The sequence below is a fragment of the Planomonospora alba genome (assembly GCF_039534085.1).
GTDB lineage: Bacteria > Actinomycetota > Actinomycetes > Streptosporangiales > Streptosporangiaceae > Planomonospora_B > Planomonospora_B alba.
In genome coordinates, this window is the sequence record NZ_BAAAUT010000064.1 from 23329 (window position 1) to 36863 (window position 13535).

The 13535-nt window shown below is 74.0% G+C and carries 13 protein-coding genes and 1 pseudogene; 7 read left to right on the forward strand and 7 right to left on the reverse strand.

Annotated features, from left to right (window positions below; all coding sequences use genetic code 11):
* Positions 1–14: 14 nt before the first annotated feature.
* Complete coding sequence (locus tag ABD823_RS28965; protein ID WP_344865126.1) at positions 15–1817, reverse strand: PD-(D/E)XK nuclease family protein; 1803 nt, start codon at positions 1815–1817, stop codon at positions 15–17.
* 507 nt (positions 1818–2324) lie between these two features.
* On the opposite strand from ABD823_RS28965, the gene ABD823_RS28970 reads away from it, so the two are divergent.
* On the forward strand, positions 2325–2459 hold the full coding sequence (locus ABD823_RS28970) for a hypothetical protein (RefSeq protein ID WP_344865128.1): 135 nt from the start codon (positions 2325–2327) through the stop codon (positions 2457–2459).
* A 217-nt stretch (positions 2460–2676) separates the two neighbouring features.
* Positions 2677–3609, forward strand: a complete 933-nt coding sequence (locus ABD823_RS28975) for an HNH endonuclease (protein ID WP_344865130.1) — start codon at positions 2677–2679, stop codon at positions 3607–3609.
* 156 nt (positions 3610–3765) lie between these two features.
* Here ABD823_RS28975 and ABD823_RS28980 read toward each other — a convergent pair whose 3' ends face one another.
* Genes ABD823_RS28980 through ABD823_RS28990 form a run of 3 tightly spaced genes read right to left on the reverse strand, consistent with a single transcriptional unit; the run spans position 3766 to position 6280 of the window.
* A complete protein-coding gene (locus ABD823_RS28980) occupies positions 3766–4296 on the reverse strand; it encodes a hypothetical protein (protein ID WP_344865132.1) in 531 nt (176 codons plus the stop codon).
* The gene (locus ABD823_RS28985; protein WP_344865134.1) at positions 4293–5438 is read right to left on the reverse strand and encodes an AAA domain-containing protein; all 1146 of its coding nucleotides are present in this window, start codon (positions 5436–5438) and stop codon (positions 4293–4295) included. The genes ABD823_RS28980 and ABD823_RS28985 overlap by 4 nt, the downstream gene beginning before the upstream one ends.
* Positions 5393–6280: a hypothetical protein gene (locus ABD823_RS28990; protein WP_344865136.1), complete on the reverse strand. Its 888-nt coding sequence runs from the start codon at positions 6278–6280 to the stop codon at positions 5393–5395. Before ABD823_RS28990 ends, ABD823_RS28985 begins: the two co-directional genes overlap by 46 nt.
* A gap of 767 nt (positions 6281–7047) precedes the next feature.
* Between ABD823_RS28990 and ABD823_RS28995 the strand changes: the two genes are divergently transcribed.
* Both ABD823_RS28995 and ABD823_RS29000 read left to right on the forward strand, forming a co-directional pair.
* A complete protein-coding gene (locus ABD823_RS28995) occupies positions 7048–7371 on the forward strand; it encodes a hypothetical protein (RefSeq protein WP_344865138.1) in 324 nt (107 codons plus the stop codon).
* On the forward strand, positions 7368–8678 hold the full coding sequence (locus ABD823_RS29000; protein ID WP_344865140.1) for an ImmA/IrrE family metallo-endopeptidase: 1311 nt from the start codon (positions 7368–7370) through the stop codon (positions 8676–8678). The genes ABD823_RS28995 and ABD823_RS29000 overlap by 4 nt, the downstream gene beginning before the upstream one ends.
* Here the strand turns inward: ABD823_RS29000 and ABD823_RS29005 are convergent.
* Entirely contained in the window at positions 8660–9661 is a 1002-nt protein-coding gene (locus tag ABD823_RS29005; RefSeq protein ID WP_344865141.1) for an AurF N-oxygenase family protein, read from the reverse strand. The two genes, ABD823_RS29000 and ABD823_RS29005, sit on opposite strands and share 19 nt — an antisense overlap.
* 101 nt (positions 9662–9762) lie before the next feature.
* Between ABD823_RS29005 and ABD823_RS29010 the strand changes: the two genes are divergently transcribed.
* A complete protein-coding gene (locus ABD823_RS29010; RefSeq protein ID WP_344865143.1) occupies positions 9763–9978 on the forward strand; it encodes a hypothetical protein in 216 nt (71 codons plus the stop codon).
* Here ABD823_RS29010 and ABD823_RS29015 read toward each other — a convergent pair.
* Positions 9962–10354, reverse strand: a complete 393-nt coding sequence (locus ABD823_RS29015) for a hypothetical protein (RefSeq protein WP_344865145.1) — start codon at positions 10352–10354, stop codon at positions 9962–9964. The two genes, ABD823_RS29010 and ABD823_RS29015, sit on opposite strands and share 17 nt — an antisense overlap.
* A 122-nt stretch (positions 10355–10476) precedes the next feature.
* On the opposite strand from ABD823_RS29015, the gene ABD823_RS29020 reads away from it, so the two are divergent.
* Positions 10477–11094, forward strand: coding sequence for a hypothetical protein (locus ABD823_RS29020; protein ID WP_344865147.1), 618 nt, complete (start codon positions 10477–10479; stop codon positions 11092–11094).
* 171 nt (positions 11095–11265) lie between these two features.
* Positions 11266–12492, forward strand: a complete 1227-nt coding sequence (locus tag ABD823_RS29025; RefSeq protein WP_344865149.1) for a winged helix DNA-binding domain-containing protein — start codon at positions 11266–11268, stop codon at positions 12490–12492.
* 58 nt (positions 12493–12550) lie between these two features.
* On the opposite strand, the pseudogene ABD823_RS29030 reads toward ABD823_RS29025, so the two are convergent.
* Positions 12551–13535: pseudogene (locus ABD823_RS29030) on the reverse strand (hypothetical protein); the annotation flags it as partial.

The following is a 13535-nucleotide window of genomic DNA, read 5'->3' on the forward strand; positions in this document are numbered from 1 at the left end:
AGCGGCCCGGGGCGTCAGAAGGGCGGCTCGTCGTCGTCCGCCTCGTCGAGGGCGTCGCCGATCGCCTCCACCCGGCTGGTCGTCCGGCCCCCGGACTCCAGGACCTCCCCGGTGACCGGGTCGATCACCAGGCCGTCGACGGTGATGAAAGGGCCCTCCTCGGCGCGGAAGGCGTCGCCGCACCAGCGGGAGACCGGGCAGAAGCGGCACCAGGGGCCCGGCTCCGCCCGGAACTCCGCGTCCCGGTGCCAGGGTCCGGCCAGCTCCGCCAGGACGGCCCGCGCGGCGGCGACCACCCCGGGGTCGCCGGCGTCGAAGGAGATCACCGTGCCGGAGAGCGGGGTGAGCTGCTCCAGCTCGACGGTGCCGCGGGTGTCGCCGAACGCGCCGCCCGCGATGAGCGAGACCGCCAGCGCCAGCTGCGGGACCAGCTCCAGGGCGTTGTCCGCGGTGATGCCGCGCTCGGTCAGCGACGTCTTCTGCTCCCGGTAGACCAGCCGGCCGTCCACCCGGCGCAGCAGGTCGGGGTGGGCGACGACCACGACATCGGCCTCGGTGTCGTGGACGGCCACCCTCGGCTCCGGCGCGACCCCGGTGACCTCGCCGGGGCCGCGCAGCGGGCACACCTCCACGTGCCGCACCAGGTACGGCCACGCCTGCTCGTACTCCTCCGGGCTCATCAGCCCTCCGGCCAGGCCCAGCTCGCCGGTCGCGGGGTCGGGCAGGTCGGCGGGCGTGCACGGCCGTACCCCCGGTGCGGTCCCCGGTGCCGTTCCCGACGCCGGGGCCCTGCCGTGGGCGGCCTCCAGCCACCGGTGCACCAGCAGCCCGCGCCGGGTCGCCGACCCGTCGGCCTCCTCCGCGGGCAGGCGCAGGTCGCGCAGGTGCGCCCGGGCCGGGCAGAGCTGGTACTGCCGGGCCGTGGTCACCGACCAGGTGCGGCGGTGCGTCCCGGGACCGGCCAGGCCCAGCAGCCCCGGCACGCGGACCAGCGCCTCGCAGGAGCCGGAGATCCGGCAGCCGGCGCAGCCGGAGCCCGGGGCGCGGACGTCGCCGGTCAGCAGCTGCGCGGCGACGGGCCTGACGGAGCCCAGGTAGGCGTCCCGCACCTCCTCGGGCGAGCAGTCGACGAGCGTCCGGGCGTCGGGTTCGGTGAGCCCCATCTCGACCACCCGGACCCGCCGGGGGCGCGGTCCGGGCTCGACCGGGACGGGCACCGCCTGGTAGACGTCCCGGGGGTCGAGCACCCGGTCCCCGGCCGCCGCGACGTACGCCATGGCGAGCGTCGAAGGGGCGTCCGGCCGGCCGAGCGGGCGGCGCAGCCGCATCCGGCGGAACTCCACCAGCGCACCGTCCGGCGAGCCGTACCAGCGGCCCCACGCGGTCAGGATGCGCATCGCGGTCGGCGAGGAGCCGTGCTGCACCACCCGCGGCCGGCGCTCCGGGCGCAGCTCCACCCCCTCGGCGGCGAGCTCGGCGGCCAGGCTCTCGGAGGTCTCCAGGTAGGTCTGGCAGGCGTGCAGGACCCAGCGGACCACTCCGGGATGCACCGGGTCGCGGCTCGCCTCGACCGCCCGGCCCACCGCGATGTCCGGGTCCGCGCCCTCGAACTCGGCGGCGTCCAGCGCCGCCATGACCAGGCCGAGCGGGAAGTCCGCCCACGGCGCGTAGCGGCGCCGCTCCCGCGCCACCGGCCGCATCGCCGCACGGGCCTTGGCGGCGGCGGACGCGCGGCAGCCCTGCTCGAGGCGGTCGAGTGCGCTCGCCGACAACCGGACGACGTCCGGGTTGCCGGTGAGTTCGGTCTGCAGGGACATGAGGGGGCTCCAGTGGTCGGGTCAAGCAAGATCTACCGCACTTTCCGCGCCGGCGGCGGGGTTTCCGGGCTCACCTGTGGACGGCGCGGGTGGGACGGGCGGACGCCCTGCAGCTTCGGGCGGTCGCCCGGATGGTCGATGGCCATCGCACGGTGTGATGCGGACGGCCGCGGCGCGACGTGGACGGCGAAGGCCCGCGGCGTCCACCGCACCCCCGTCGAAGTGGAAACGGCCGGAGTTGCGTGCCATGGGGTGTGTCTCCTTGCTCGGAACGGTCTGATGGTCGCGGCTTCGCCGTTCGGCGGTGCCGTAGGGCAGGTGCTTGCGGCCGAAACGTGCTCCCTGGGCCAGGGAGCCGGATGAGGCTCCGTGTTGGCACCAGTAAAGCATCTGTGAACTGTAAACACGATTCAACATCGTGAGACGGTTGGCTTGTGATCAATTGGTGTCACCCGCGGAGACGGGCCCGACGGCAGGCGGGGGAGCCGCGGAAGCCGGGCCGGGCGGGTGGAGCGGCTGCTCGCCGAGGTCGAGCGGGAGCACGCGCGGGGCACCACCGACCGCGACCCGGGGTGGGTCGCCTGGTTCGTGCCGATGGAGGTCGCTGCCGGCTCCTCGTCGGGGAGCGTCGGCAGGCCATGACCTGCGGGGAGGTGGCGTTGTGTGAGGACAGCGAGCGCCGTCTCCGGGCGTCGTCGCCCGACCGGTTGGAGTCGTACGGCAGGACCGTGCGGATCGGGGAGTTCCGGGTCCACCTGGACGGTGAGCCGGCTTCCTGATCGGGAAGGGCGGCCTGCCGTACGGCGAAGATACGGAATCGTCTGGCAGCGGTGATCTTCCTGGGTGCACAATCTCCGATGTGAAGGCGTATGTCGGGGTGACGGACACCGAGTGGTACCGCTTCCTGGCGGCCCGGCCCGGGGTGAGCGAGGTCAACTTCTGGCGCCCGTCGGGAGCCAGGGAGTTCAAGGTCCTCGAGCATGGCGAGCCGTTCTTCTTCAAGAGCCACCACCCGCACAACCGCGTGGTCGGCGGCGGCTTCTACAGCGGCTTCGCCCGGCTGCGGGTCTCGGAGGCGTGGGAGTTCTTCGGCGAGGGCAACGGCGCCGCGAGCCTGGACGAGCTGCGCCGGCGCGTCGGCCGCTACCGCAGTGAGCCGATGGGGCCCGGCGACGACCCGGTGATCGGTTGCGTCATCGTCCGCGACGTCTGCTTCTTCCCCGAGGAGATGCCCGCCGGGCCACCACCGGACTTCGCCTCCAACATCGTCCAGGGCAAGGGCTACGACCTGGCGGTCCACCCCGAGGTGACCTACTTCCACGAGCTCCTCGCCCGCATGGGCGTCGGCGTGCAGGTCGACCTGGCGGAGCCGTGGCACCGCGACGGCCCGGTCTACGGCGACCCGCGGTTGGCCCCGCGGCGGCTCGGCCAGCGGGCGTTCCAGGCCGTCGTCCTGCACGCCTACGAGCGGCGCTGCGCCGTCACCGGGGACAGGATCCGGCCGGTTCTGCAGGCGGCGCACATCCGCCCCGTCTCCGCCGGCGGCCAGCACCGGCTGGACAACGGGCTGCTGCTCCGCTCGGACGTGCACACCCTGTTCGACCGCGGCTACCTGGCGGTGGACCCGAAGTACCGGCTCCGGGTCAGCCCTCGGCTGCGGGAGGAGTTCGGCAACGGCGAGGAGTTCTACCGGCGGGCGGGAACGGAGATCGCCGTGCCCGCCAACCGCCGGGACCGGCCCGGCGCCGAGGTCCTGGAATGGCACCTCGACGAGGTCTTCCTCGCCTCCTGAGGGGCCATGCGGCTCGGCTCCAGGCCGAGGAGCTCCCCGCCATGCCGGAGGGACTTCCTGCCTGGATCTCCTGGCCGACGTACGGACTACGGGCGGGGTGGCGCCTGCTCGCTGCGTCGAAGGGGGAGGCGAAGGCAGGTGCGAGCAGGTCAGATGTCACGCGCCGCAGGAGGCGCACTCGTGGCGGAGATCGGTCCTGCCGCGCCGGTCCTGCTCGTAGCGGACCAGCATGCGGCGGCAGTGGCCGCAGTCTTCGCCGAGCTGCCCGCTTCCCGGAACCCCCGCCCCGGGACGGCGGCGCTGGGCCCGGCGCGCGGCGTCGGCGAAGGCGCGGTACTCGGTCCGGAGCACGACTCCCGGCTCTGTTCCCAGCAGCGGTTCCGAGGAGGACCAGACGACGTCGCCGAGGACGGCGCAGGATTCGAGAACGGGCAGGCAGGCTCGGATGTTGACCCCCTCCCACCGGGCCTGGAGGGCTTCCACGGGAAGGTGGCCGTCCGGGTCCGGCTCCACCCAGACCGTCACCGACTCGGCTCCCGAGTCGCCGTTGCGGACGGCGGTGAGCTCGGGAAGGAGCGCGGGCAGGTTGCGCAGGGAGCCGCGGGGCAGCCACATGTCAACGGTCGCGGCGCGTTTGACGTCGTCCCGCAGGCGCGCCACGAGATCGTCTTCGACGAGTTCGGTCATCCCTCCGGAGACCACCGACCGCCACGGCATCGGTGTGGCGCCGTCGATGAGGTGCGCGAAGAACGTCCACACCGGGTCGCGGGAGGCGGCGGAGCCGCGGTGCAGGGCGTCCAGCGCGCCGATGACCACGAGATGGTCGCGTGCCCGGCTGGCCGCCACGTTGAGCAGGCGAGCGATGCGGCCAGCTGGGCGTGGGCGAGGTTGTAGCGCGACAGGCTGCCCTGCCTGCGCGCCGTACGGCTGCGCATGGAGGTGGTGTCGATGACGACCAGCTCGGCCCTGGCCCAGGGCGCCCGGCTGCGCACGGGCCTGCTCGCGGTGACGGGCGCCGTGGAGAGTCGGCCGTCGTAGAAGGCGGTGCTGACGACGCCGCCGATGCCGTGGCGCATGCGGTACTGCTCGGTCAGGGCGGCCAGGCGGGGCGGATCCCGGCGTTCCGAGACGGCGGCGGGGATGCCCGCCTTCTCGAACGGGCTGCGGCGCAGCCAGTCCTGCGCCTCTGGGGTGTCGGCGATCACCACGGGCGGCAGCTGCCGGAAGTCGCCCGCGATGACGGTGTGCCCGCTGCCCGCCCCGGTCACGATCATGGCGAGCGCGGCCGTGGTCATGCTGGCCTCGTCGAGGATGACGACGTCGAAGGTGAGCTCTTTGAGGGTCTCCATCGTGAGCTGGTGGGCGGTGGAGGCCACCACCGTAGCCTCCCGGCAGATCTGCCGCCGGACCTGCCTGAGCTTGCGGTCCAGCTCACGCATGAGCGCCTGCAGCTCGGCGATCTGGCTCTCCAGCCACAGCCGCTGACTCTCCTCGGCGCGGTTCGGCTCCCGCTTCTTGAGCGCGTCGAGGGCTTTGCGGTGCTGCTGCACCTGGCGACCCGCATCGACGCGGTGCCGGGCCAGGAGCTCCCCCCGGGCGGCGGCGATCTCGTCCACGAGGACCTGAGGGGTCAGGGAGAGGTCGGCGGGCTGGCCGATCCGCACGAGCGTGCCGTCGGCCGGGGCGGGCCGGCGCTTGAGCACGGCCTGGATCGCCACGTCCAGCGCCGCGTTGGTCGGCGCCGCCAGCAGCACCCGCTTCCCGCGCGAGCACAGTTCGGTGATCAGGGCGGCGACGGTCGTCTCTTGCCGGTGCCGGGCGGACCCCACAGCCAGGTCACGCCGGGGGTGAGCGCCAGTTGCACCGCCTCGCGCTGCCCCTGGTTGAGGCCCGTGGCGCTGATCTTCTCCGTGAGGCGGACGGGTGCTCCGGCCTTGGGCGGCGTCACGGCCGCCAGGGCGGCCACCGTGTCGAAACCGGGGCCGCCGTGGACGAGTTCGTTGAGCCGCTTGCTCTGCTCGGCCAGCAGCCACGAAAGGTCCGTGCGCAGCGTCGCCTCGGTCACCACCGGGGTGTCGGGCGACACCGACAGCGTGACCACGCTGCCGAACACCGACACGATCTCCACCGGGAACTGCTCGTTCTTGATGACCAGCGTGGCGGAGGTGCCCTCGGCGGCGCCGATCTCGCCCTGTGCCTCGAAGCGCCGCAGGCGGCCGTCCTGCGTCGCCGTGCTCGTGACCGCGATCAGGGGGACGTCGGTCTGGACCCGGCGTCTGGAGACGGCCGTCAGTTCGTGGCGGAGCGCGGCCGCCGCCTTCCTGGCCGCCTCGGGCCACTCGGGCGCCACGGGACCGGTGGGCGGCACGGGCTCGTGTGCGGGCAGGCCGATCGACATGGCCAGCCGGGTCGCCTCCGCGGCGGCTCGCTCCTCGGCGGAACTCCGGGGGAGGGGCTGCACGGCGGAGGGCTGGGCCCATCCACGCGGCACCCACATGCCATCGCGGAGGTCGGCGAGGCCGTGGGTGGCGCAGGTCTCCCAGAGCACTCCGGCGTCGACCCGCCGTCCGGCCCGGTGGGCGGCGGCGAGCAGCTCGTCGGCCGGCACGGGTCCGTCCGCCAGCGCCTTCTGGATGACGGCGACGAGGCTCGGCCTTCCGGGACTTGCCATGGGGGACTCCAGAGCCGGAGGGACGACACCTGCTCGGAACCCGCACGGCCCGCCGAGTCGACGAAGCGCTCTGTGAGACCCGCGACGACGTCGGCCGGTGAACTCCGCGCGGCCAGTTCCTCCACCAGCGAGCGGAGTCCGATGTCCAGGGAGGCGGAGGGCTCAGCGGTGAACAGTTCACAGACATCGGCGAGACCCCGCAGCATGTCGTCGCCGTACACACCGCGCAGAGCCTGCCAGACGAGCACCTCGCCGGAGACCTCTCCGCCCTTGCGGTGCCGGTCCAGCCAGGCGTGGATCTCCGTCAGGGCGAACAGCGGAGTGCGGGCCCCGCCACCTGCCGGGGACGGGAAATCGGCATATCGCTTGCGCCAGTTGGAGACGGCGGCCCGTGTCACCCCGGCCAACCTCGCGATCTCCGCAGCCGAGACCAGAGAGTCGGTACCGGAGCGGGAATCGCCGTTCATGCAGGTAACAGTACACGGGGTGGTAAAACCACCCAAGCAATGAACCGTGTTGACGCCGCCAACGTGGTTCACCAGGGCGTCCGTGCCGTTCCGTCCGGCAGTCGGCGGCCGGACAGTGGCGGCGCGGCATCCCGGTGGGTGAGAGAGCCGATCACCTGCGTTCTCATGCAGAACCGCCCTGACGCGAGGAGACAAGGCGTTCATACTGAGTCCATGCGTGCCCCCAAACGCCGTCGACCGCTCCGCAGAAGTCCTCAGGCACCACCGGAAGGCATATCTCTGAAAGAACTTGCCGCGCGGGTGACCTACGTTGGCAGTGGTGAGCACAAGTCCTATCCCTCGTTCGCCGGGCGGCCCCGGCTCCGGGCGGATGCCAGCAAGTGCGACCCCAAGTTCACCGACCCCGAGGAGATCACCGGCTGGCTGCGGCGGACAATCGAGTGTGGGAACATCGGCGCGCCGTGGGAAGGAGAGTTTCCACGCTATGCGTGGCACCGCCTGGATGATGTGATCTACGAGGCGAGACTGGTCAACCAGGAACTCGGGCAGTACAAGGGGTACCCGCTCGATCCGGACGAGTGGCCGGAGCGGCTCAACGAGATCAGCGAGGACGACGACCGATGACGACGGTTCCGGAGTTGAAGATCCGGTGGGAGTGGGAGCCGGCCCCGCATGTGCGCGCGCCCGAGCACCGCGTCACCTGGGCACGGATCGAGATCAGTGTCGGCTCTGAGCACGTCACCCTGGTCGAGGACCGGGAGTCCAGCAGTTCGCGGCGGTCCATCTACTGCCCGCTCTATCCGGTCGCGGAATGGGCGGCCTACAACTGGTGGTTCCTCCAGGCGGACGCCAGACCCGCACGGGCCTTGAGCCTGTACACCCCGGGCGCCTACGACAAAGGACAGTTCCGGCGGCACTGCCTGCGGGCGAGTGGGGACGGGTTCCTCTGGCCGAATCTCATGATCATCCCGCAGGGGGAGCGGACCCAAGTCATCTGGCATGCGGACAGGTCCTCCGTCTCCCCGTCCCGCCCGATCAGGTTCCTTACGAAGGGCGAGGCCTTCCCCTGGCGCGAATCCGTTGAGCAGGAGCTCACCCGGCTCATCTCGGAGGTCCTGACGCGCCTCGCCGAGCAGGGGATCACCGGCACCCCGCTGGAGAAGGAGTGGGAGGAGATCCAGCGGACGGATCCGGAGGAGGCCGAGTTCTGCCGCGCCGCGGCCCGCTTGGGGCTCGACCCCTACGCGGAGGCGGCGCCGTACGAGGGGTTGATCCTCCAGGCGGCTGATGATCTGAAGGGGAACCTCCTCGGAGACTTCCTCGACGCGGTCGAGCCGGCGGTCATGCATGACGCCCTGGAGTGGGTCCGGGCGGCGAGGTCCGACATCGAACGCGCCAGCCCGCCGGAGGCGGCGGAGGACCTCCGCCGCGAACTGCGTTCCCGTGAGGTCCCCCACGGCGAACGGTCATGGGAGACGGGGTGGAAGCAGGCGCGGGCCGTGCGCCAGGTGCTGGGCATCGGCGGTGACCAGGTCTTCCCGCTGGACTCCTACATCACCAGCATCGACCGGCAGGCGGCCGACCGCGCCCTGCACGCGGTCGGCGGAACGGTGGGGGGCGCCGGCCCGGTGGCGGTGCTGGAATACGAGCGCCCCATGCCCTCACGGCGGTTCACGCTCTCCCGCGCGCTCTGGCACTACCTCTGGGAGACGGATCCGTTCTTCCTGGTGACGACCGCGTACACGGAGCGGCTGAAGGTCGAACGGGCCTTCGCGGCCGAACTGCTCGCACCGGCCGCAGGCGTCAGCGAACTGCTGGGCAATGCTCCGGAGACGGCGGTCCCGGAGGACCTGGACGAGATCGCGGAGCACTTCCAGGTATCGCCGATGGTGATCAAGCATCAGCTGGAGAATCAGCTCCTGGCGGTGTGACCGCCTCCCCGTGCGAGCTCGTCCGGTAGCAGGCCCACCTTGCCCCACACCGCCCGCGCCCGGCCGTCCACCATGCCCACCTCGTGGAAGAAGCGCACGCGCTTGGCGAGCGCCCACCGCTCGACCTGCCGGCGGTGCGGGCTGCGCGCGGCGGTACGGCGGGCGAGCTCCGCATCCAGGCCCGCGGCCCGGTAGCAGTCCGGGTGGATGGTGCTGTCCAGCAGGGCCCGGGTCAGGCGGGCCGTCATGGCTCCGCCGAGGCGGCGCCGCGCCGCCGAGCGGTCGACCACCTGGCGCTTCAGCTCCTCGCGGGCGTACTTGATGTGCCGGGCCTCCTCGATCACGTGGATGCGGGAGACCTGCCGCGTGATCGGGTGGATCGTCTCGTCCGCCATCGCCACGCGCTGGAAGGCGTCGGTGAACTCCTCCACCACCAGCGCCGCGGCGAACAGCCGCAGCGGGTCGCCGAGCATCGCGGCGATCCGTACGCCCAGCCGCTGCCACCAGAGGGGCGGCTGCGGCGTGAGCCCGTAGGTGCCGATCATCCGGGCGAACATCCGCGAGTGCCGGCACTCGTCCTCGAGCTCGACCAGCGCGTACGCCCAGTGCGCCTGCTGGTACGGCGTCGCCGCGGCGTGGCTCACCAGCCCCGCCATGAGGGCCAGCTCGGCGGTGATGCCGAACGAGGCGATGCCGCAGACCTCCTGCCGGGACAGCTCGACCCGCTGCTCGGGCGTCATCCGCTCCCACAGCGGCGTCTCGTAGAGCGAGACGAGATGGGGCGGCATGTAGAAGGTCCCGGGACCGGGGTCGGCGTCCCAGTCGACGTCCCGGTCGGGCACGAACGAGTGCCTGCGCGAGGTCTTGAGCAGCCGCCGGGCGATCACTTCCCGCTCGCGCACCTCGATGAGGTGGTCACCGTCCCCGCACCTGATCCGGGCCGCGCGGTCGGTGCGACCGGTCGGCGTGACCGGCTGGCTCATGCCGCTCTCCCTCGTTCCCGGCGACTGTCAAGCGGACACGTCTTATTAGACTGAAAGTACATTTAACCGGCGGCCGTCTCAAGACAAGGTGCACCTCGCCCTTGGCGCTGCTCCTGCCGCTGTGGGCGTGCACGGCGACAGCCGCCGCGGGAGCGGTCGGCATGACCGGCGGCGCCCTGCTCGCGAACCGCGGCGGCCTGCTCTTCGGCGCCCACTGCGCGGTGTGGGCCGCCCTCCTCTGCCTGGCCGCTCTCTCCTTCCACCGCCGCGCCCAGGCGCCGCCGGCGGAGCCGGGGAGCGCTACCGGAGGTCGATGACGGGGCGGACCAGGAGTTCGTCGAAGTAGTCGGCGTGGTCCTCGCCGTAGAGCATCTCCGCCGTGTCCGGGTGGCGGTAGGCGGTGGCCAGCGGCAGCCACTCCAGGAAGCCGCCGTAGCCTCCGCAGACGGCCTCGCCGCCGTCCCCGCCGCAGGCGGCCCGCTCGTCCGAGGTCATCTCCACGCGGTACGGGTCCTGGGCGATGCGCAGGCCGAACAGGTTCGGCAGCCGGTGCGGCCCGCTCCGCGCGAGCGGCCCGCCGCCGGGGCAGCCGTCCCCCCAGCGGAACAGGTGGGGCGAGCCCGCCCCGCAGGGGTACTCCCACTCGTCCGGCGTGGGCGGCCGGGTGCCCCGCTCCGCCAGTACGGCGGGCACCTCCCCGGGCTCCGGGCCGTCGAAGGCGACCGGTTCGACCGCGACGAGCAGGGACGGGACCGCGACCGCCCGCCGGGTCCGCCGGCGGATCCGGTGCGGGGCCGACCATAGACTCCCTGCCCATGCGCGTGCTGCGGCTGCTCCTCACACTGCTGGTCCTCTACGCGGTGACGGCGGCGCCCGCCTTCCTCCTGCCGGGGAAGGTGATCCTGCGGCACGCGACCCCGGAGGCCGTCGAGGTCCACTGGGAGCCGCCGGTGGACCTCCTCGACGAGCCCTACGATTCGCGGATCGAGCCGTTCAACCACGCGCTGAGTCTCGCCATGGACCGCGCCGAGGCGCATCCGGAGGACCTCGCCCCGCCGTACCTGCTGCGCCATCCGTGGCGGGTCGTCGCGCCCCACGTCACCCCGCGCGGGCGCGGGCTGGCCGCCGCGCCGCTGAGCGGTACGGCCTGGCCCGACGGCGTGCGCACGCCGTTCACCATCACTCCGGAGACGCGGCGGGTACGGCACGGCGTCGCGGAGTTCGACGCCCTGATGGAGGCCGACCCGGGGCCGATGGCCGACGACCGGATCTTCAGCGCCGGTGTCGACGCCGAGCGGAACCTGCTCGTCCTGGACACGAGCGCCTTCGACGGGGAGCTGCGCCGCAGGCTGGCCCGGGAGTACGGCTCCGACCTGGTCGCCCTCCGCTGGGATCCGTGGGGAGAACCGATGGTCCTGCTCGCTCCCCGCTGACGGGGTCCGCCGCCGGGACCGTCCGCCCGTGCGGGCCGTCTACCCGCCCGGGCCGTCCGCCAGCCCACCGGGCCGCCCCGCTCCCGGGCCGCCCGGCGGGTGGGATGCGATCCTCATCCTGCCGACCGTACCTGCCGCGAGCTGTCAGGTACGGCCGACAGGATGGGAGGCATGGAGACCCTGACGACACGGCGCCTCAACCGTGCGACGCTGGCCCGGCAGCTGCTGCTCGCCCGGGAGAAGACCGACGTCGTGACGGCGGTGGAACGGCTCGGCGGCATGCAGGCGCAGGAGCCCCGGCACCCCTTCACCGGGCTGTGGACGCGGCTGGAGGACTTCCGCCGCGAGGACCTGCACCGGGCGCTGCACGAGCGGTCGGTGGTCCGCGCCACGATGATGCGGGCCACGCTCCACCTGGTGAGCGCGGCCGACTACGCGCGCTTCCGGCCGGTGCTGGCGCCGGTGCTCACCTCGGCCCTGCGCGGGCGCGGCGACCTGGCGGCCGGGCTGGACCTCGACGCGCTGCTCCCCGTCGCCCGCGCGATCCTCGCCGAGGGGCCGCGCGACTTCGCCACGCTCCGCGAGCTGCTCCAGCGGCACTTCCCCGACGTGAACGACCGCGCGCTGGGCTACGCGGTGCGGACCGGCCTTCCGCTGGTCATGGTCCCGACCGAGGACCGCTGGGCGTTCCCGCCCGCGGCGGAGTTCGCCCTGCCGGACGGTCTGCCGGGCCCGGGACGGGCAGGGCGGGGGCGGCCGGGCGCGGGCCCCGCGGGGGAGCCGGAGGGACCGCAGGGACCGGGAGAGCCGGGGGAGCGGTCACCGGGGGAGCGGGGGGAGCCGGAGGCGCCGGAGGGTGCGCGGGAGCGGTCGCGGGAGAGCGGGGATCCGGCCGCGGAGCTGGTCCTGCGCTACCTGGCGGCCTTCGGCCCGGCCACCGCCGCCGACGCGCAGGCCTGGACCGGGCTGAGGGGGCTGCGCGCCGTGCTGGACGGCCTCCGCCCCCGGCTGGCCGTCTTCCGCGACGAGCGGGGCCGGGAGCTGTTCGACCTGCCCGGGGCGCCGCGCCCGGACGAGGACGTGCCGGCCCCGGCGCGGTTCCTGCCCGACTTCGACAGCCTGGTGCTCGCCCACGCCGACCGCACCCGCCTGATGGCCGAGGAGTACCGGCCGCTCGTCACCACCAAGAACCTCCGGGTGCGGGCCGTCTTCCTGTGGGACGGCACCGTCCGCGGCACCTGGCAGGCCGAGCTCGGGCGCCGGGCCGCCACGCTGCGGCTGACGCCCTTCGAACCGCTGCCCGCCCGCGCGGTCGCCGAGCTGACCGCGGAGGGCGAGGCGCTGCTGCGCTTCCTGGAGCCGGACGCCGCCGCTTTCGCCGTACGGATCGGGGAGTGAGCCGCGGCACCGCCCGGCGGGACGGGCCCGGGTCCGCCCGGCGGGGGCGGAGCCGGGCTCACCGGCGGAGCACCCGCAGGGCGGGGGCCGTGGCGAGGGCCAGGACGGCCGCCAGCGGCGGCACCGTGACGAGGAACGCCGTCCGCAGGTCGAGCGCGGTCCCGAGCGCGGCGAGCGCCGCGGGCGCGGCCAGGATCGCGGTGCCGGAGGCGAGAGCCCCGTACGCCGCCGACCGCGCCGGGGAGAGCCCCGGCAGCTGGACCAGCCGGGCGAGCGTCACCGGGTAGAACGGGGCGATCCCCAGCCCGGCCACCGCGAGCCCGGCGGCGACCGGCACGGGCGCGCCGGTCAGGGCGACGGCCAGGGTCCCGGCCGCGGCCAGCCCGCATCCCAGCGGGACGACGGGGATCCCGCGCCCGATCAGCGCCGGCGCCGCGAGGCGGCCGGCGGCCATCCCGACCAGGAACGCGGTGGCCGCCGCGGCGGCCGCGCCCGCGGCCAGCCCGGTCTCCTGCAGCCGGGCCGTGGCCCAGACCGTGAAGCAGAACTCCATGGACACGGCCACCACGATGGCCGCCCACGCCCCGGCCGTCCGCCGCGCGGCCGCCGGTCCGTCGCCGCCCGCCTGCCCCGGCGGGGGACCGCCCGTCTCCGCGGGGGAGGCCTTCACCGGGGGAGTCTCCACCGGAGGGACCCCCATCGGGCGAGAGGAGTCCCGTGCCCCGGCCCCCGTACCCCGGCCCCGCGCGTCGGCCGCGAGGAACAGCAGCGGCGGTACGGCCAGCAGGAGGGCGAGCCTGCCGCTCGCCCCGGCGGCGTCGAGGGCGCCGATGGCGGGCGGGCCGAGCAGGGCGCTGACGCTCGCGGCCGCGTTGGCGCGGGCCAGCAGGGCGGCGGTGTCCGGGCCGTGCAGCAGGGCGGGGGTGACCAGGACGATCCCGGCCGCGCCCAGGCCCAGCAGGAGCGCGCCGGCCGCGGCGATCGCCGCGGCCGGCGCGCCGGCGAGCAGCGCGGCCCCGGCAGCGGCCAGCAGGGCGGCGGCC

Coding starts and splice junctions, on each gene's coding strand:
- ABD823_RS28965 (WP_344865126.1), bottom strand. CDS start 1,817: ATGTCCCTGCAGACCGAACTCACCGGCAACCCGGACGTCGTCCGGTTG.
- ABD823_RS28980 (WP_344865132.1), bottom strand. CDS start 4,296: ATGACCGAACTCGTCGAAGACGATCTCGTGGCGCGCCTGCGGGACGAC.
- ABD823_RS28990 (WP_344865136.1), bottom strand. CDS start 6,280: ATGGCAAGTCCCGGAAGGCCGAGCCTCGTCGCCGTCATCCAGAAGGCG.
- ABD823_RS29000 (WP_344865140.1), top strand. CDS start 7,368: ATGACGACGGTTCCGGAGTTGAAGATCCGGTGGGAGTGGGAGCCGGCC.
- ABD823_RS29005 (WP_344865141.1), bottom strand. CDS start 9,661: ATGAGCCAGCCGGTCACGCCGACCGGTCGCACCGACCGCGCGGCCCGG.
- ABD823_RS29020 (WP_344865147.1), top strand. CDS start 10,477: ATGCGCGTGCTGCGGCTGCTCCTCACACTGCTGGTCCTCTACGCGGTG.
- ABD823_RS29025 (WP_344865149.1), top strand. CDS start 11,266: ATGGAGACCCTGACGACACGGCGCCTCAACCGTGCGACGCTGGCCCGG.